At 64.8% G+C, this 17,790-nt stretch carries 15 protein-coding genes; 2 read left to right on the top strand and 13 right to left on the bottom strand.

What is annotated here, in order from left to right; all coding sequences use genetic code 11:
- The 11 genes from ACYVB7_RS13405 to ACYVB7_RS13355 all read right to left on the bottom strand — a co-directional run bounded on the left by ACYVB7_RS13405 (position 1) and on the right by ACYVB7_RS13355 (position 12,796).
- Positions 1–270 carry a VirB3 family type IV secretion system protein gene (locus ACYVB7_RS13405; RefSeq protein ID WP_460508478.1) on the bottom strand — a complete coding sequence of 90 codons (270 nt, stop codon included), beginning with the start codon at positions 268–270 and terminating at the stop codon, positions 1–3.
- A complete protein-coding gene (locus tag ACYVB7_RS13400; RefSeq protein WP_290898168.1) occupies positions 267–644 on the bottom strand; it encodes a TrbC/VirB2 family type IV secretion system protein in 378 nt (125 codons plus the stop codon). The genes ACYVB7_RS13405 and ACYVB7_RS13400 overlap by 4 nt, the downstream gene beginning before the upstream one ends.
- Entirely contained in the window at positions 641–1,681 is a 1,041-nt protein-coding gene (gene trbB / locus ACYVB7_RS13395) for a P-loop NTPase family protein (RefSeq protein ID WP_460508476.1), read from the bottom strand. The genes ACYVB7_RS13400 and trbB overlap by 4 nt, the downstream gene beginning before the upstream one ends.
- Positions 1,678–2,142 carry a ribbon-helix-helix protein, CopG family gene (locus tag ACYVB7_RS13390; RefSeq protein ID WP_138928444.1) on the bottom strand — a complete coding sequence of 155 codons (465 nt, stop codon included), beginning with the start codon at positions 2,140–2,142 and terminating at the stop codon, positions 1,678–1,680. Before ACYVB7_RS13390 ends, trbB begins: the two co-directional genes overlap by 4 nt.
- Positions 2,139–4,142, bottom strand: a complete 2,004-nt coding sequence (locus tag ACYVB7_RS13385; RefSeq protein WP_460508473.1) for a conjugal transfer protein TraG — start codon at positions 4,140–4,142, stop codon at positions 2,139–2,141. Before ACYVB7_RS13385 ends, ACYVB7_RS13390 begins: the two co-directional genes overlap by 4 nt.
- A 220-nt stretch (positions 4,143–4,362) precedes the next feature.
- The gene (locus ACYVB7_RS13380) at positions 4,363–4,638 is read right to left on the bottom strand and encodes an EexN family lipoprotein (protein WP_460508471.1); all 276 of its coding nucleotides are present in this window, start codon (positions 4,636–4,638) and stop codon (positions 4,363–4,365) included.
- Positions 4,635–5,579, bottom strand: coding sequence for a LysR family transcriptional regulator (locus ACYVB7_RS13375; RefSeq protein ID WP_460508469.1), 945 nt, complete (start codon positions 5,577–5,579; stop codon positions 4,635–4,637). The genes ACYVB7_RS13380 and ACYVB7_RS13375 overlap by 4 nt, the downstream gene beginning before the upstream one ends.
- 130 nt (positions 5,580–5,709) lie before the next feature.
- Entirely contained in the window at positions 5,710–7,017 is a 1,308-nt protein-coding gene (locus tag ACYVB7_RS13370) for an MFS transporter (protein WP_460508467.1), read from the bottom strand.
- 10 nt (positions 7,018–7,027) lie between these two features.
- Positions 7,028–8,473, bottom strand: coding sequence for an efflux transporter outer membrane subunit (locus ACYVB7_RS13365; RefSeq protein ID WP_460508464.1), 1,446 nt, complete (start codon positions 8,471–8,473; stop codon positions 7,028–7,030).
- Between the two features lie 2 nt (positions 8,474–8,475).
- A complete protein-coding gene (locus ACYVB7_RS13360; RefSeq protein ID WP_460508462.1) occupies positions 8,476–11,616 on the bottom strand; it encodes a multidrug efflux RND transporter permease subunit in 3,141 nt (1,046 codons plus the stop codon).
- 16 nt (positions 11,617–11,632) lie between these two features.
- Positions 11,633–12,796, bottom strand: a complete 1,164-nt coding sequence (locus ACYVB7_RS13355; RefSeq protein ID WP_460508460.1) for an efflux RND transporter periplasmic adaptor subunit — start codon at positions 12,794–12,796, stop codon at positions 11,633–11,635.
- 137 nt (positions 12,797–12,933) lie between these two features.
- Between ACYVB7_RS13355 and ACYVB7_RS13350 the strand changes: the two genes are divergently transcribed.
- Both ACYVB7_RS13350 and ACYVB7_RS13345 read left to right on the top strand, forming a co-directional pair.
- Positions 12,934–13,680 (top strand): response regulator, encoded by a 747-nt coding sequence (locus ACYVB7_RS13350; RefSeq protein WP_460508862.1) that lies wholly within the window; start codon positions 12,934–12,936, stop codon positions 13,678–13,680.
- Complete coding sequence (locus ACYVB7_RS13345; protein WP_460508457.1) at positions 13,677–14,756, top strand: ATP-binding protein; 1,080 nt, start codon at positions 13,677–13,679, stop codon at positions 14,754–14,756. The genes ACYVB7_RS13350 and ACYVB7_RS13345 overlap by 4 nt, the downstream gene beginning before the upstream one ends.
- A 335-nt stretch (positions 14,757–15,091) precedes the next feature.
- On the opposite strand, the gene ACYVB7_RS13340 is transcribed toward ACYVB7_RS13345, so the two are convergent.
- On the bottom strand, positions 15,092–16,888 hold the full coding sequence (locus ACYVB7_RS13340) for an ABC transporter ATP-binding protein (RefSeq protein WP_460508454.1): 1,797 nt from the start codon (positions 16,886–16,888) through the stop codon (positions 15,092–15,094).
- 195 nt (positions 16,889–17,083) lie between these two features.
- Positions 17,084–17,674: a cytochrome b gene (locus tag ACYVB7_RS13335; protein ID WP_460508451.1), complete on the bottom strand. Its 591-nt coding sequence runs from the start codon at positions 17,672–17,674 to the stop codon at positions 17,084–17,086.
- Between the last annotated feature and the right edge of the window lie 116 nt (positions 17,675–17,790).

The raw sequence follows: 17,790 nt of genomic DNA, 5'->3' as shown, positions 1-17,790 counted from the left end.
TCACACATCCAGCAGCGGCTTGTGCTTCAGGTGGGTGGCAAACACCTGCATGAACTGCGCATCGATGCGCGCCCCCCACATCGCCAGCGAGTGGCCGACGATCCAGAGCACCAAGCCCGGAATCCACAGTTGCAGGCCCAGGCCCACGGCGGCGGCCAGCGTGCCGTTGGCAATCGCCACCGTGCGCGGTGCGCCGCCCAGCAGGATCGGCTCGGTCAGCGAGCGATGCAGCGGAATCTCGAAGCCCGGCAGGTCATGAGCCGTGCTCATACGACGGCCCCGCCGGAGAAGCTGAAGAACGACAGGAAGAACGAGGACGCGGCGAACGCGATGGACAGACCGAACACGATCTGGATCAGCTTACGAAAGCCTCCTGAAGTGTCGCCGAAGGCCAGCGCCAGGCCAGTGGAAATAATGATGATGACCGCGATGATCCGGGCCACCGGCCCTTGGATGGAGTCGAGGATGGATTGCAGCGGCCCTTCCCAGGGCATTGAAGAGCCGGCAGCCTTCGCGGTGCCGGCCATCGTCAGCATCGCGGCGGCCAGCAGCAGGCCGTGATGGGCGGGCTCGGCCAGACGGCGCAGGCGAGCGAGGATCGAAGCCGGATTTACGGAAAAGCGGAAAGCATGGGCGTGCGTCATGGCAGTTCTCCAGAGTGGTTGAGGGACAGGGAAGGAACGATGGAAGAAGGCGGCAGCAACTCTGGAAACGGCGTTTCCAGCACGTCCGCCAGGCGATAGCCCATGCCGTCGAAGCCGGCGACACGGGCGATGGTTTCGATGCGGCGCTTGCGGCCACGGCCGACAATAAACACGACAACGTTCACCGCCTCGGCGATCAATGCGCGCGGCGGATTGACCGCGACTTCGAGAACCAACTGCTCCAGGCGCAGCAGCGCGCCCAGCGCGGAACCGGCATGAATGGTGGCAATGCCACCGGGATGGCCGGTGCCCCAGACCTTGATGAGATCCAGCGCCTCGCCGCCGCGCACTTCGCCGACCACCACTCGGTCGGGGCGCAGCCGCATCGTGGCGCGCACCAGTTCGGTCATGGACACGACGCCCGCGCGCGTGCGTAGCGGCACGTGGTCGCGCGCGGCGCATTGCAGTTCGATTGTGTCTTCGAGCACCAGCACGCGGTCGCCGGTGACGGCGATCTCGGCGAGCAAAGCGTTCGCCAGCGTCGTCTTGCCGGTGCTGGTCCCGCCAGCGATCAGGATGTTCTGCCGCTCGCGCACCGCATGGCGCAGGAACTCGGCCTGTCGAGCAGACAGAATGCCGTCGGCGACGTAGCGATCCAGGCCGATGATGTTCACGGCTCGCTTGCGCAGCGCGAAAGCGGGCCCCGGTGCGGCGGGTGGCAGAATGCCCTCGAAGCGTTCGCCCGTCTCGGGCAACTCGGCGGTCAGGAGCGGTTGGCCACGATGGACTTCCGCGCCGACGTGCGCTGCGATCAGCCGGATGATGCGTTCGCCGTCTTCTTCAGACAGCTCCACGCCCAGCGGTGCGCGGCCGGAGGACAGGCGGTCCACCCACAGTGACCGGTCGGGGTTGAGCATGATTTCCACCACGTCCGGGTCTTCCAGTGCCGCGGCGATCACTGGCCCCATAGCCGTGCGCAGCATGCGAATGCGTCGGTCGAGCGACGTGGCGGCGAAGGACTCGGATTGCGCACTCATGAGGCACGTTCCTGGGCTTCGGCCAACGCCGCCGCTTCGTCCAGCCGCGCAGAGTCGGGTTGAAGCTCCTCCACCACGTCGCGCACAAGACTGCGCCCACGCAAAAGGTGGCGGCCGAGCTGTTCGACGAACTGCTCGAAACGCGCCTTGCCTTGGGCGCGGGCCGCTTCTTGGTGTGCCTCGGGAACCGGTGTGCTGACTGTCAGGAAGTAGCGAACGAATAGCGCCAGCGTCTCGATCTCGATGTTCTGGTCGCGCTCCAGCCGTTCGAACTGGCGCGACAGCCGATCCAGTCGCTTGGCGATGGCCGCCTCGCGCTGATCGCCCGCATCCGGCGACAGCCACGAGGCCAGTGCTGCCGCGACGATGGACGACTTGGACACGCCTTTCTTGGCGGCTAGCTCGTCCAGGCGCTTGGCGTGCTCGGGCGGAATGAACAGGTTGAGGCGGTATTGGCTCATAGCTGGATTCCGTCGTCGGGGTCGAGGGATGCCAGCCGGGCCGTGCGCTGCATGGCCGGGTCGAGCTGGCGGGGAAGCGGCAGCGGCAAATCGTCGTCATCGAGCAGCGCCAGGTCATTGCTGGCAGGTTCCTGTTCGGGGTGGTACTCGGCGACTTCGGACAGCTCCGGCTGACGGCGTTGCCCGCCGTCATCGGCGGTGCTGGCTTCGCTGCCGGTCAGGTCCACGGCAGCGGGTGCGGTTGGCACGGAGGGGATCGCCAGACCACTCCAGTCGTCGGGCTGCCGAGGTGGTGCGTCGGCGTAGCGACTGGCTGCGAGCGTCGGTGGCGGCAGTACGCGCCGCTTGAAATTCACGTCGGCGTAGTAGCGCAGCTTCTTGGCCTTGATCGGTGCCACGCTGGACACCATCACGACGGCCTCGTCCGGCGGAAGCTGCATCACCTCGCCAGGCGTCAACAGCGGGCGCGCCGTTTCCTGCCGCGACACCATCAGGTGCCCCAGCCACGGTGCAAGCCGGTGTCCTGCGTAGTTGCGCTGCGCGCGCAACTCGGTGGCCGTGCCCAGCGTCTCGGAGATGCGCTTGGCGGTACGTTCGTCGTTGGTGGCGAACGTCACTCGGACGTGGCAGTTGTCGAGGATAGAATGGTTCTGGCCGTAGGCTTTGTCGATCTGGTTGAGCGACTGCGCGATCAGGAAGCTGCGAATGCCGTAGCCGGCCATGAAAGCCAGCGCCGTTTCGAAGAAGTCGAGTCGGCCCAGCGCGGAAAACTCGTCGAGCATCAACAGCAGCTTGTGGCGGCGCGCGATACCGTCGCTGCCATCGAGCGACTCGGTCAGGCGCCGGCCGATCTGGTTGAGGATCAAGCGCACCAGCGGCTTGGTGCGGCTGATGTCGGACGGTGGCACGACCATGTACAGCGATACCGGATGTTCTGCTGAAATCAGGTCGGCAATGCGCCAGTCGCAGCGCGAGGTGACTTCGGCCACGGTGGGATCGCGGTACAGGCCGAGGAAGGACATGGCCGTGGACAGCACACCCGAACGCTCGTTGTCGCTCTTGTTGAGCACTTCGCGTGCGGCAGATGCGACGACAGGATGCGGCGCGTCGCCCAGGTGCCGCGTCGTCATCATCCGGTGCAGCGTCAACTCGAACGGGCACGCGGGATCGGACAAGAAGTTGGCGACGCCACGCAGCGTCTTGTCTTCGCCGGCATAGAGCACATGCAGGATGGCGCCGACCAGCAGCGCGTGCGAAGTCTTTTCCCAATGGTTGCGCCGCTCCAGCGCCCCTTCGGGATCGACCAGGATGTCGGCGATGTTCTGTACGTCGCGCACCTCATGCGCGCCGCGTCGGACTTCCAGCAGCGGGTTGTAGGCCGCTGACTTGGCATCGGTGGGATTGAACAGCAGGCAGTGTGAGAAGCGCGATCGCCAGCCGGCGGTGATGGACCAGTTCTCGCCCTTGATGTCGTGGATGACGGCGGACGCTGGCCAGGAGAGTAACGTGGGCACCACCAGGCCCACGCCCTTGCCCGAGCGTGTCGGTGCGAAGGTCAGGACGTGTTCCGGTCCTTCGTGCCGTAGGTACTGATCGTCATACAACCCGAGAAAAACGCCGGCTGGCTGATTCAGCCCGGCTTTGCGAATGTCGGCTGCAGCGGCCCAGTGCGCCGAACCATAGGTCGTAACCAGTTTCGATTGCCGCGAACGCCATACCGACATGGCGATGGCGACCACGACGGCGATCAGCCCGCTGCCGCCCGCAATCGCGCCACCAATGTCGAAGACATGCGGCGCATAGGCATCAAAGAAGAACCACCACTCGAACAGCCGCCAGGGGTGATAGACCGGCGTACTGAAGAAATCGAACCAGGGCGAACCCAGGCGTACTTGATAGCCCAGGGCGGCGGCTGTCCATTGTGTGGCACCCCACACGCCGGCGATCACGATGCTGAAAACAACGGCGATCTGCCCGAACAGCACACCTTGACCTTGCATTCTGGCCTCCGATTTCTCCCATATGGCGAGTGGCACGAAGACGTGCCGTTGTCATCAGGATCAGAGGTGGAACAAGGCCGGTCAAAGACCGTTATCGGGACAAATGCGCTTCAAAAAGCATTAATTCAAGTAGGGGGAAAGCCAATAAAAACGCCGCAAGCCAGGGAGCATTGCGGCGTATCGAGAAAATAAATGCCGTTTCGTGGTGTGTCGCCCACGATCAGAACTTGGGTTGCTCCTTCGGCGGTGTGTAGGGCGTTTTACCGTCGCCGAGAAAACGTTGGTTCGTTGCTTCGGCCACTCGGTTGCAGAGTTCGTCGCCGAACTTTGCACGGTCCGTCTTGCACTGCTGACGCAGTGCCTTCAACCGTTCGGGATTGGCTGCAAGCGATTCCACTGTTTCGGTTGGCTCAGAGCTGCTGCTCGGCTGAGTCGGCTCGGATTTGCTGCAAGCCATCAGCGTTGTAGCAAGCAAGAACGGGATTATCTTCTTCATAGCTCGATTTCCTCCGGCGGATCAGTTCGTTCAAGTGCAGCAGAGGTCTTTCCTCTTGGGGGATCAATGGCATGGACTCGTTCGATGAAACGAGCCAAAGCATCTGACGGTTCGCTATCCACGCGTAACAGGTAAGTTGTGAGCATGTGCGAACGGCCAGCTAGCGGCCGGGCCACCACGCTGGGCTCACGGCTGGCGGCAATCTGCGATGCGCCCGCCAGCCCGAGCGCAAAACCTGCCGACACCAGAGTCATCATCAGATCGAAGGACGCGACTCGTTCGGCGATCAACGGCTCCAGGCTCGATTGGCGCAACGCGCGATTAATTTGGCGAGCGTGTCCTTCACATGCATGCGCATCGCCGAGCGCCAAGGGATAGCGCAACACCTCGTCCAACGGTACACGCTTGTAGGCGAGCAAGGGATGACGTGCGGGCACTGCCACCATCAACGGATCGTGCCAAATCGGCTCTGCAAGAAGCCCATCACCAGCTTCGTCTAACTGAGCGAAGCCCACGTCGTAGAGATCTTCGTGTAACCCTTTTATCTGATGCGACAAGGGAATTTCGACCAAGCGAATCTCGATCTCAGGCTCTTCCTCTCGGCAAAGTGCCAAGAGAGCAGAGAAGCAAGTCGGAGTGATGCCGTCAGACAAGGCGATGCGTAGTTGGCCATGGAAGCCGTTGGCAGCGGCCTTCACACTGTCCCGGGCCTGCTGCAAGGAAGCAAAGACGCGAGGCACGTGCTCCAAGAACATCCGGCCAGCGCGCGTCAGTCGGGTACTGCGCGTGGTACGGGCGAATAGCTGAACGCCCAGGTCTTCTTCCAGTTCTTTGATGGCGCGCGAAAGGGGCGACTGCTCAATGTGCAGACGTTCTGCGGCGCGCGCGAAGTGCAATTCCTCGGCGACTGCGAGGAAGCACCGCAAATGTCGTAGTTCCATCTGTTTGCTGGCCTCCGCTTTAACGTGCTAATCGTCTCCGTCTGCGATCGTCAATCGCAGCAACATTAATCTTTGATTCGCCGCCGCCGTGCGATCCTGTCCCTTAACTGTAGATCTCCGTGCGCGGGCTTCATGGCGCCCTGCCACTATCCAGCCTTCCGTGCTGATTTAGCTCAACCAGCGACGAGGAAAAGAACCCCGCGAGGCTGGCCGCTGTGCCGAGCAAGCCGGCGATGATGAAGACCCCACGTATACCTATCCACTCCCCCAGTGGTCCGGCCAGCGCAAGTCCTATCGGTGCCGCGAACGCCATGATGGTCGTCATCAACGACAGCCCCCGCCCCTGCAGATGATTCGGAATCGCGGTCTGTAGCAACGCAGTTAAGGGTGTATTCCCAAGTGCGAAGGCGATGCCGCTCATTACCCACCAGGCCACGGCCACACCGAACAAACTGCTCGGCACCATGGCGGTGAGCGCGATCGACGCGCAGGAGACGGCGAAGCCAGCCAGTATCCAGAACATCAATCTGCGCGGCGCCAGTGCGGCCATCAGCAGGCCGCCCAGCAGCATGCCTCCGCCGGCGAGCCCCTCAAGCAGGGCCACCTGGGCAGCTCCGCCTCTGAAGTGCTCTTTGACCAGCAAGGGCACCATCGTGAAGATCGGCATGACCGCCAGCGCCACCACACCAAGCAGCAGATAAAGCTGGCGTAGGCCCGGCGTGTGCAAAACCAGTTGGATGCCTTCGCGGAACTCGCTCCACAGGCCTGCGCTTCGCTCTTCGGAGGCGAGCGCCTGCGGAATGCGGAAAAACAGCAGAGGCACGATGCCGAGCAACGCGGTGAAAACATCGATCGACAATGCCCAGCCGATCGGCATCACGCTGATCGCCAGCGCGCCCAGTGGTGCGGCGGCCACCAAGGTGAGGCTTTGCAGAGACTGATTCATGCCCGCTGCTCTCACGATGAAGCCGCCCGGCACCAGCATCGCCACGCAGGCGGATGCCGCTGGCGCCTGAAATGCCTGCATGGCGCTGCGGATGAACATCATCACGTAGGCGTGCCACAGTTCGATGCGTTCGGTCAGGAACAGCACGATCAGCACCGCCATGCACAGCGCGCTGATCACATCGGCAGCGATCATCAGCAGGCGCCTGTTGTAGCGGTCGGCGAAGGTGCCACCCAGCGGACTCAACAGGGCCTGGGGCAGCATCGCGGCCATGCCCGCCGTCGCCAAGGCGGCAACGCTGCCGGTGGTGTCGGTGATCCACCACAGCAGTACGAACTGCGTCAGCGCCGAGCCAACCAGCGACAACGCCTGGCCGCTGAAGATCATCCAGAAGCGCAAGCACCAACGCTCTCCGGGATCATGGATGACCTGTTCCAGCATCTGCGCGTCGGCGACGGGCGTGGCCGGATCGGGACTGCCGGGGATCTGCATGGCGAATCCTCTAGTCTAGGTACGGCGCGGTCGGCACCGCACCTGCGGCGACCGGTGAGGCCTCAGCCAGACCGCCGCCCAGCGCCTTGTACAGCGCCACTACGTTGCCAATTTCGTCGCGGCGCAGATCCAGCAGGGTCTGCCGGGCGGCATAGAGCTGGCGCTGTGCGTCGAGCAGCTCTAGGCGTCCTTCCAGGCCGGCCCGGTAGCGCAGGCTCGACAGTTCCGCGCGACGCTCGGCGCTCGCTACCGCCCGCTGCTGCGCGTCGCCCTGGCGACCGAAGGTGGCACAGCCGGCCAGGCCGTCGGCGACCTCGCGGAAGGCGGTCTGGATGGCGCGTTCGTACTCGGTGATGGCGGTGGACTTGCGCACTTCGGCTAGGCGCAGTTCGGCGCGCAGGCGTCCGCCCTGAAACAACGGCTGGGTGATCTGCGGCGCGAAGCGCCAGGTGCGCATGTCGGCGTCGAACAGGCCACCCAGCGACGGGCTGGCATAACCCAGCGAAGCGGTCAGCGACAGACGCGGGAAGAAGGCCGCGCGCGCCGCACCAATGTCGGCGTTGGCCGCTACCAGCGCCTGCTCGGCTTGCAGGATGTCGGGCCGCCGCGCCAGCAGGTCGGAGGGCAGTCCCGCTGGCAGCCGTGTCAGCAGCGGCTGGGCGTCCAGCGCCAACGGCTCGGGCAGTTCGGCAGGCAGCTCGGTGCCCACCAGCAGCGCGAGCGCGTTGCGGGCGCGGGCCTGGGCGCGCTGGCGGGCTTCCAGGTCGGCCTCGGCGGTGGCGACCTGTCCTTCGGCCTGGGCCACGTCCAGCCCGCTGCTCTGGTCGGCCTGTCGCAGCAGACGCGCCAGTGTCAGGGACTGGCGCCAGTTGTCCAGCGTGTGTTCGGCCAGTTGCTGCTGTTCCTGTGCCAGCTGCTCGGCGAAGTAGGCATCGGCGACCGCACCGACCAGCGCGATCTGCGTGGCACGGCGGCCTTGTTCGCTGGCAAGGTAACGAGCAAACGCGGCGTCGGACAGGGCGCGCACGCGGCCGAACAGGTCGATCTCAAAGGCGCTCAGGCCCAGGCCGACGCTGAGTCGTTCCTGCACGGCGGAAGGGCTGGCCGTACCGCCGGTTGTGGTAGCTTCCGTGCGCTCGCGCGTGGTACCGGCTTCGGCATCCACGCCGGGCAGGCGCGCGGCGCGCTGGATGCGGAACTGGGCCTGCACCGCCTCGACGTTGAGCGCGGCCAGGCGCAGGTCGCGGTTGTGCTCCAGCGCCAGCGCGATCAGGTATTGCAGGCGGGGATCGCCGAACATGGTGCGCCAGCCGAGGTCGGCTGCATGGCCGGTGGCGACTTCTGGCGGCGCTGCGTCGGGAAACACGGCGGCCACGGGCGCTTTCGGCTTGACCAGCGGTGGCGTCAGCGAGCAGGCCGACATGGCCAGCACCAGCGGCAACATCAGGATTCGCATGGTCATTCCTCCACCACGTTGCGGTTGTCTCGCTCGACGCGTCGCGGCTGGCGCCTGCGACCGAAGCGCCTCTGCATTCCCATCACGACGACGAAGAACACCGGCACGAAGAACCCCGCCAGCACTGTCGCGCTGACCATGCCGCCGAACACGCCGGTACCGATGGCGTTCTGGGTCTCGGCGCTGGCGCCCATGGCCAGCATCAGCGGCAACACGCCCAGGCCGAAAGCCAGCGAGGTCATCAGGATCGGCCGCAGGCGCAGGCGCGCAGCCTCTACTGCCGCTTGCCGCAATCCCTTGCCCTGTTCGTGCAATTGCTTGGCGAACTCGACGATCAGGATCGCGTTCTTGGCCGACAGGCCCATCACCGTGATCATGCTGACCTTGAAGAACACGTCGTTGGGCATGCCGCGCAGCCACACCGCAGCTACGGCACCGAGCAGGCCCAACGGCACCACCAGCATCACCGAAAGCGGAATCGACCAGCTCTCGTAAAGCGCGGCCAGCACCAGGAATACCACCAGCACCGACAGCGCCATCAGCAGTGGCGCCTGCGCGGCCGATTGCCGCTCCTGCAGCGACTCGCCGGTCCAGGCCACGGCGAAGCCGGGGGGCAACTGCGCGGCAAGCCGTTCCATCTCCGCCATCGCCGCACCACTGGAGACCCCAGGTGCGGGTGTGCCGGACAGGCGTGCCGACGGATAGCCAAGGTAGCGCACCAGTTGCAGCGGGGTTTCCGTCCAGACCGGCGTGACCACCTCACTCAGCGGCACCATGCCACCAGCGGTGTTACGTACGTACAGCCGGAGCACGTCGTCGATCTGCATACGCGCCGGCGCATCGGCCTGGATGATGACCTGTTGCATGCGCCCGGCATTGGGAAAGTCGTTGACGTACAGCGAGCCCATCGCGGCGGACAGCAGATCGCTGACAGCCGCAAACGAAACGCCCAGCGCCTCGGCCTTCTGGCGGTCGATGTCCAGGCGCACGCTGGGCCCGACAGGTAGGCCGTCGCGATAGACATTGGCGACCAGGCGGCTGTTGGCAGCCAGATCGAGCAACTGGGCCTCGGCCGCCGCCAGCGCGGCCGGCCCCTGGTTGGCGCGGCCCTGCAACTGCAGGGAAAATCCCGACGAAGTGCTGAGTTCCTCGATTGCCGGTGGCAGCAGCACCATGACGTCGCCCTCGGCAATCCCGGCCATCGCCTGCTGCGCGCGCGCCACCTCATCGGCTGCGGTGGCGCCGCCGCGCTCGCCCCAGTCCTTGAGCATGGTGAAGGCCATCGCGGCATTGGGGCCGGAGCCAGAGAAGCCGAAGCCAAGGGTGGTTTGGTTGCCGGCAATGCCGGGGCGCGTGGCGACGTGCTGTTCGTAGGCCATCACCGCTTCCAGCGTGCGCTCGGCGGTCGCATTGGCGGGCAACTGGAAGGACGCCATGAAGTAGCCCTGGTCTTCCTGCGGAAGGAAGGCCGTGGGCAGCAGCCGGAACCCTAGTACCAGTACCGCTATTAGCGCCGCATAGACCAGCATCACGCGTCCGCCACGCCTGACCAGCCCGGCCACGCGTGATGTGTAGCCGTTGGTCATGCGCTCAAAACGGCGGTTGAACCAGCCGAAGAAGCCGCGGCTGTGGTGCTCCGGGGCCATCGGTTTCAGCAGGGTCGCGCACAGCGCCGGGGTCAGGCTCAGTGCTAGCAGGGCCGAGAACAGGATGGAGACCGCCATCGACAGCGTGAACTGCCGGTAGATCACGCCCACCGAGCCGCCGAAGAAGGCCATCGGAATGAACACGGCGGTCAGCACCAGGGTGATGCCGATCACCGCACCAGTAATCTCCTTCATCGCCTTGATGGTCGCCTCCTTGGGCGCAAGACCTTGGGTTCTCATCAGGCGCTCGACGTTCTCGACCACGACGATCGCGTCATCGACAATGATGCCGATCGCCAGAACCATGCCGAACATGGTCAGTACGTTGATGGAGAAGCCCGCGACCAGCATCACCGCGAAAGTGCCCAGCAATGCGATCGGCGCGACGATCGCCGGAATCAGCGTGTAGCGGACGTTCTGCAGAAACAGGTACATCACCGCGAACACCAGCACCATGGCTTCGAGCAGGGTGTAGATAACCTTCTGGATGGAGATCTTGACGAAAGGCGCCGTATTGAACGGGGTCGTGTAGTGGATGCCGGCAGGCATGGAGGCACTCAGCTCGGCCAGCCGGGTCTGGATCGCGTCGGCGGTGCGCACCGCATTGGCGCCGGGCGAAAGCTGGACCGCCGCGCCGGCAGCAGGGCGGCCATCCTCGCGATTGGAGAATCCATAGGATTGCGCGCCCAGCTCGACCCGCGCCACATCGCCCATGACCACTCGGGAGCCATCCGGGTTGGCGCGCAGCACCATGGCAGCGAACTGCTCGGGCGTGGACAACTGGCCTTGGACGGTCAGTGGAATGGTCACCCGCTGGCCCGGTATGGTCGGTGCATCGCCCACACGGCCCGGGGCGATCTGCGCGTTCTGCCGGCTGACGGCGTCGGACAGGTCGTTGATCGACAGGCCGTAGGCGACCAGTTGGGCCGGATCGACCCAGATGCGCATGGCTTGCTCGGCACCGAACAGTTGCACCCGGCCGACGCCGTCAATGCGCCGGAGTTCCTCGACGAGGTTACGGGCCAGGTAGTCGCCCAGCGCGGTCTCGTCGTAGCCATCGTCCTTCGAGGTCAGGCTGACGATCATCAGGAAGCTGGAGGTGGCGGATTCGACTGACAACCCGCTCTGGCGTACCACCTGCGGCAGGCGCGGCTCCACCGCCTTGAGCCGGTTCTGCACATCGACCTGCGCCATGTCGGGATCGGTGCCGGGTTTGAAGGTCGCGGTGATCTGCGCCGAACCCGAGGTGTCAGCCGAGGACGTGAAGTACAGCAGGTTCTTGACGCTGGACAGCTCGCGCTCGATCAGCCCGATCACCGAATCGTTGAGTGTCTGCGGCGTGGCGCCCGGATAGCTCGCGTAGATGCTGACGGTGGGCGGCGCCACCGACGGATAGCGTGCGACCGGCAGTTGCGGGATGGCGATCAAACCCAGCAGCACGATGAAGGCGGCGACGACCCAGGCGAACACCGGTCGGTGGATGAAGAACTGCGGCATGGTGATGTCTCCCCTCTCAGCGCGCAGGCGCGCGGGCGCCTGCGGCCTGCCAGGCTTTGGGTGCGACGGGAGCGCCGTCGGTCAGGCGTTCGCCGCCTTCGACCACTACGCGCTGCCCTGCCTGAAGCCCACTGCGGATCAGGTAGTCGCGTCCGACCAGTTCGCCCAGGTCCACCGGCATCCGCTGCGCGTGGTCTTGTGCATCCACCACCCACACCCCAGCCTTGCCGCCTGTCCGCGATATCGCCTGTTGCGGCACCAGCAGCGCTTCGGCTGGCTGGCCGCGCGGCACCCGGGCGCGCACGAACATGCCCGGCAACAGCAACCGGTCGGGGTTGTCCACCAGGATGCGCAGCAACACATCGCCGGTGCCGGCATCGACATTGATGCCCGAGAACAGGATGCGCCCGGCCTGCGGGTAGGGCGTTCCGTTGCTGCGCAGGATGCTGGCCGGCAGGCCTTCGCTGCCCGAGCCGTTGTCAGCGGCGTGCCGCGGCGCCAGCGCCACGCGCAGTGCTTCCAGTGCCGCGGCAGGCTGGCGCACGTCCACGTAGACTTGGTCGATCTGCTGGATGCGCGCCAGCGGATTGCTGTCATTGATTCCAACCAGTGCGCCTTCGGTGACTAGGGCCTGGTCGATGCGGCCGCTGATCGGCGCATCCACGGTGGCGAACTTCAGATCCAGTTGGCGGCGCGCCAAGGTGGCATGGGCCTGTGCCACGTCCGCCGCTGCCTGGTCGCGCTGCGACACCGCATCGTCATAGACCTGCTGGCTCACTGCGTCGGCCTCGACCAGTGGCTGCAGGCGCGCCGCCTGGACACGCGCGCGCACCAGCGCCGCTTGGGCGTGCTGCAAGGCGGCGGCGGCCATGTCGGCATCCGCCCTGAATGGCGCAGGGTTGATCTGGAACAGCGGCTGCCCAGCGCGGATTTCCGCGCCCTGCTCGAACAGCCTTCGCTGGACGATGCCGCTAACCTGCGGCCGGATCTCCGCAGTGCGCACTGCGGCCACGCGGCCGGGCAGTTCGTCTTCGAGCGTGACCTGCCGGTCGGTCAACGTGAGCACCGACACCCGGGCCGGCACCGGCGCGGCCTCTTGCGCGCTACGGTCACATCCGGTCAGCACTAGTGCTGCCAGCATGAGCGCCCAGCCGCCGCGCCGCATCGGTTTGATCCTCATACCACAACCTCGCCGTCTGTTGCGGTAGCCAAGGGCTACCGGGAAATGAGGGAGTGTGAATACAGAGAGTTGGCTTTGCGTTGGGCTTGTGTGGAGGTAATATGGAGATCATCGAAAACTTGATCGACGCGACATTCATGAACGAATTTCTCGATGCGCTGGCCGCGCCCGCAGAGCGCTCGAACGGACGGCAGGCACTGATCCTGATTGCCGAGGACGAGCCCGAAATCGCCGATATCCTGATCGCCTATCTCGCGCGCGGCGGCTTCAAGACGCTGCACGCCGCCGATGGCCGGCGGGCCCTGGAGCTGCATCGCACGCACAAGCCCGATCTGGTGCTGCTGGATGTGCAGATGCCGCGCATGGATGGCTGGCAGGTGCTGTCCGAAATTCGTCACCGCGGCAGCACGCCGGTGATCATGCTGACCGCGCTCGACCAGGATTTCGATAAGCTGATGGGTTTGCGCATCGGCGCTGACGACTATGTGGTCAAGCCGTTCAATCCCGCCGAAGTCGTGGCTCGCACGCAGGCCGTACTGCGGCGCGCGTCGCATGCCGAGCATGAAATGCCCAGCGTACTGCGCGTGGATGGCTTCGAGATCGACCTGGAGCACCACGAAGCATCGGTGCGCATCGGCAGGCGGCAGCACGCCCTTGCATTGACGCTGACCGAGTTCAAGCTGCTGGCGTACCTGGCACGCGCACCGCGGCGGGTATTCACGCGTGACGAGCTGTTGCATGCCTGCCTGCCAGAAGGCGACACGCTGGAGCGCACGGTCGATAGTCACATCAGCAAGCTGCGCAAGAAGCTGGAAAACCTGGGGGTCGAGGGCGTGCCCCACGGGGTTCGCGGGGTGGGCTACAAATTCAGGAGTGCGATATGAGGCTGCCAAGCGGGCTGAGCCGGCAGATAGTGCTGTCGATGAGCGCCGTGGTGCTGGTCGTCATCCTGCTTAGCCTGCTGGGCTCGTATGCGTTCTACGCACTGTGGTTCGCCTATGCGCCAGCGAGCATCCCGGAGTCTGGCGACTGGATACCGACAGCACCTGAGTGGGCCTGGATGGCGCTGACCACTTTCGTCGCGCTCGCGCTAGCGGTACTGGTCGCGGTCAATCTGGCGCGCCGCATCCTGCTGCCGCTGACCTCAGTCGCCGAAAGCCTGCGGCGTGTTGCTCAGGGCGAGCTAGACGCACGCGCAGTCAGTGAGGACCGTTCGCTCGGCGAGGCCGCACTGCTGGTCGATGACTTCAACACCATGGCCGAACGGTTGCAGCGGATGGCCCAGGAACAATTGTTCTGGAACGCGGCCATCGCCCATGAGCTGCGCACGCCCGTCACTATCCTGCGCGGACGCCTGCAGGGTCTGGCCGAGGGTGTGTTCGTGCCCGATGCTACGCAATTCCGCAGCTTGCTGGCCCAGGTCGAAGGACTGGGCCGATTGATTGAGGACCTGCGCGTGATCGGCTTGGCCGACAGCGGCCACTTGGACCTGCACTGGCGCGAAGTGGAACTGTCGGCGGAAATCGAGGCAGTGGTGCAACTGCTCGCGTCTGCGCTGCAGGAAGCGGGATTCACCATGGAGGTCGATCTACACGTCGGGCGCGTGGGCTGTGATCCGCAGCGCATCCGCCAAGCGCTGCTGGCCCTGCTGGAAAACGCCCGCCGCCACGCCGAGCCCGGCATCCTTCGCATCGAATCGCGTCTGTCGCAAGGCGAGTGCCTGTTGCGCGTCGAGGATGGCGGGCCGGGCATCGCGCCGGAGCTTGCCGAACGCCTGTTCGATGCGTTCCAGCGCGGTGAACACTCACGCTCGCGGGAGAGAGGCGGTAGCGGCCTCGGACTGGCGGTGGTGCGCGCCATCGCCCAGGCCCACGGCGGCCAAGCGAGTTGCCGGCCGTCTCCGCGCGGCGGTTCGGTGTTTGAGATTCGATGGCCAGCCGAGTCTAGCGAAATCGGCTGATCGCCAGACCTGACTGGTGGGGGGGGCACCCAGGGCGTCATGTGCGCCGCACACGGCCGTCTGCATCCAACCTCCACGCAAGCGCCAATGCTTCACCATCCGCGAGATTGAAAGACTCTACGAGGCGCGCTACCGGGCCGGATAGATTCCCGTGCGGGCGTGGCTGGCCGCGCAGGAGCGGCCCCGTTCCGCGGAATTGGCCTTCGCGGGGCTGCATCTGGCGCTGCTGCATAACCATGTCGCGCTGATCCGAGCACTGGGCGGCACGGCATCGCCGTAAAACCTGCGCTATCCCTATCTTATATCGTGATCCTGATCGGCCGAGTCTGCGTCTGTTACGAAAAAGACCGGACTAGTCCGGCGTAGACGCCACCCTTCGCCAGCAGTTCGTCATGCGTACCGCGCTCAACGATCCGCCCCCACTGCAGCACGACGATAAGATCGGCGCGGCGGATGGTGGACAGTCGATGCGCGATAGTGACGGTCGTGCGGTTTTTCGACAGGGCCTCCAGCGCCTTGGTCAAGGCTTGCTCGGTGCGGACATCGAGCGCACTGGTGGCTTCATCGAGCAACAGCACCGGTGGATTGCGCAGGATGGTGCGAGCCAGCGCCAGGCGCTGTTTCTCTCCGCCGGAGAAACGCTGGCCGCGCTCACCGACCAGCGTCTCGTACCCGTCGGGCAGCGCACCGATGACAGCATCGAGTTGCGCGGCCCTGGCGGCGGCCAACAGTTCGTCATCGGTCGCATCCGGCTTGGCGAAACGCAGGTTGTCAGCCACCGAGGCATGCAACAGGTACGGCTCCTGGGAAACCACGCCGAGCATGTCGGTCAATGACTGGAAGCTGAGATCGCGCACATCGACGCCGTCGTAGCGGATCGAGCCGCTATCCACGTCGTACAGCCGGGCCAGCAAGTGGCCGAGCGTGGTCTTGCCCGATCCGGTGGCGCCGACGATGGCGACGTGGGTGCCTGCCGCAATGTCGATACTGATGTCCTCCAGTACCGGCGCACTGTGCGGGTCATAGCGGAAGCTGACGCCATCGACCGTCACCTGGCCGCGCATCTGCGCGCGCTCCAGGGTCACCGCAGCGGCGCGCTCGGTGATTTCGACGGGAGTATCCAGGTACTCGAAGATGCGCGCGAACAGCGCGCGCGTGGTACGCATGTCACGCCCCAACTGAAGCAACTGCTCGAAAGGCCAGAGCAACTGCTCCTGCAGGGCGATCATGGCCACCAGCGTGCCGATGGTTAGTGGTGTGCTGCCGCCCATCAACCAGCCGCCGAGCAGCAGCGTCAGCGCAGGCAGGATCGAGAGCGCCAAACCGATCAGCGCCCACTGCCATTCGCCGGCGGTACGCGAGCGCACCTCCAGTGCCGCGACCTCCCGCGAAGTCCGCGAGAACCGGCGAACCAGGAAGCCACTGCGGCCCATGGTGCGGGCGAGGATGATGCCGGAAAGCGACAACGACTCCTGAACCGCCGCGGACAGATCCGCCTGCCTGGCCTGCTGCTCGTAAGTAATGGCCTCGCGCAACTTGGCGACCCATTGGCTGATCACGACCGTCAGCGGAACGACCAGCAGCGAAAACAGCGCCAGCCGCCAATCGAGCAGGCACATGGCGAGGGCCGTCATCAGCACCGTGCTGAGGCTGCGCGCCAGCTCGTTGCCGGCATCGGTCACCAGCGATTGCAGGCCGCCGATGTCATTGGCGATGCGCGACTGGATCTCGCCGGTACGGTTGCCCGCGAAGAATCGCAGCGACAGCGACTGCAGGTGCGCGTACACACGCACCCGCAAGTCGTGCAGGATCGCCTGGCCGATCCGGGCCGACAGAATGGTCTGCACCGTACTGATCGTCGCCCCCAGCATGGCCACCGCAACCAGCCCGCCGACCAGCCAGAGCAGCAGGGAAAAATTGTCGCCAGGCAGTGCATCGTCGATGATGGCCCGCAGCAAAAAGGGCGCGGCCATGCCGATCATGGAGCCGAATATCAACAGCACCACGACCGCTAGAATTTTCAGCCGGTAAGGCATGAACAAGGCGAACACACGCCTCATGGAAACGTGTGCGGCGGCGAGTTCCTCGTAGTCCTGCCGCGAGTTTGCGGACTGTTCTGCTGGTATCTGCATCTCTCTCTATCATCCAAAGACGGCGATCCGGCTCGCGAAGGTGTGGCCAGTATGGTCGTCTGAACCCATCATTCTGGCGCCCACCGATGCACACACGCTGCAGGCGCCATGGAGATTGCGTGGAGACGACAGGGCATCATGAAATGACGCGGTGGAACCGATGGTCAAGGTCGGATGGCCCCGGGGCCGCCCTTTTCACGCTGCTTTTGAACAGGGCAACATCCGGGTCAACACATCGTCGCGGCGCACCCGGTGATGAAACAAGGCAGCGGCCACGTGCAGTGCGACGACGCCCCAGGCCACCCACTTGCCCAGGAAGTGATGCACCACGTCGATGGGCATCTCGAATGCTTCCCAGGTAACGTCGAAGGTTCGGCTGATCCAGGCAAACAGTGCGGTTTCATTGAATCCTGTAACAGAGAACAGCCCGAAGTCGGTCGAAGCGTGCGTGCCCAAGTAGCCCGTCAGCGGCATCACAATCAAGAGGCCGTACAGTCCCACGTGCGCGACATGGGCAAGCCAGTGCTCCAGCTTCGATCCCGGAGGCTCTTCGGGTTGCACATCCAGCAGACGCCAAAGCAACCGGGGCAACACCAGAAAGCCGACCAGCAAGCCAAGTACCCAATGGATGTTGAGCACGAGCAGGGATTCGGGCTGGGTGTCGTAGTCCATAAACCAGATGACGTAATAGACGACGATATAAGCGCCGATGAAGGCCGCCGCGCTCGTCCAGTGGAAGAGCTTTGCCAAGGCACCAAATCGGGTTTTGTTATTGCGCCATTGCATCGGGAATGTCCTCCTGTGTGAATAGGCTACGCGTGATACAGGTGTGAATCGCCCGGTCAGCAGGCTGTCGCGCACTTGCGCCAAGACACGTGAATCTTCGACCCAGATGGAACTAG

The sequence above is a fragment of the Hydrogenophaga soli genome, from assembly GCF_054777695.1.
This window is presented reverse-complemented; position numbering and strand designations above follow the sequence as displayed.

Bases quoted from the DNA above. Each gene is read 5' to 3' on its own strand.
- ACYVB7_RS13405 (WP_460508478.1), bottom strand. From the start codon at position 270: ATGAGCACGGCTCATGACCTGCCGGGCTTCGAGATTCCGCTGCATCGC.
- ACYVB7_RS13400 (WP_290898168.1), bottom strand. From the start codon at position 644: ATGACGCACGCCCATGCTTTCCGCTTTTCCGTAAATCCGGCTTCGATC.
- trbB (WP_460508476.1), bottom strand. From the start codon at position 1,681: ATGAGTGCGCAATCCGAGTCCTTCGCCGCCACGTCGCTCGACCGACGC.
- ACYVB7_RS13390 (WP_138928444.1), bottom strand. From the start codon at position 2,142: ATGAGCCAATACCGCCTCAACCTGTTCATTCCGCCCGAGCACGCCAAG.
- ACYVB7_RS13385 (WP_460508473.1), bottom strand. From the start codon at position 4,142: ATGCAAGGTCAAGGTGTGCTGTTCGGGCAGATCGCCGTTGTTTTCAGC.
- ACYVB7_RS13380 (WP_460508471.1), bottom strand. From the start codon at position 4,638: ATGAAGAAGATAATCCCGTTCTTGCTTGCTACAACGCTGATGGCTTGC.
- ACYVB7_RS13375 (WP_460508469.1), bottom strand. From the start codon at position 5,579: ATGGAACTACGACATTTGCGGTGCTTCCTCGCAGTCGCCGAGGAATTG.
- ACYVB7_RS13370 (WP_460508467.1), bottom strand. From the start codon at position 7,017: ATGCAGATCCCCGGCAGTCCCGATCCGGCCACGCCCGTCGCCGACGCG.
- ACYVB7_RS13365 (WP_460508464.1), bottom strand. From the start codon at position 8,473: ATGCGAATCCTGATGTTGCCGCTGGTGCTGGCCATGTCGGCCTGCTCG.
- ACYVB7_RS13360 (WP_460508462.1), bottom strand. From the start codon at position 11,616: ATGCCGCAGTTCTTCATCCACCGACCGGTGTTCGCCTGGGTCGTCGCC.
- ACYVB7_RS13355 (WP_460508460.1), bottom strand. From the start codon at position 12,796: ATGAGGATCAAACCGATGCGGCGCGGCGGCTGGGCGCTCATGCTGGCA.
- ACYVB7_RS13350 (WP_460508862.1), top strand. From the start codon at position 12,934: ATGAACGAATTTCTCGATGCGCTGGCCGCGCCCGCAGAGCGCTCGAAC.
- ACYVB7_RS13345 (WP_460508457.1), top strand. From the start codon at position 13,677: ATGAGGCTGCCAAGCGGGCTGAGCCGGCAGATAGTGCTGTCGATGAGC.
- ACYVB7_RS13340 (WP_460508454.1), bottom strand. From the start codon at position 16,888: ATGCAGATACCAGCAGAACAGTCCGCAAACTCGCGGCAGGACTACGAG.
- ACYVB7_RS13335 (WP_460508451.1), bottom strand. From the start codon at position 17,674: ATGCAATGGCGCAATAACAAAACCCGATTTGGTGCCTTGGCAAAGCTC.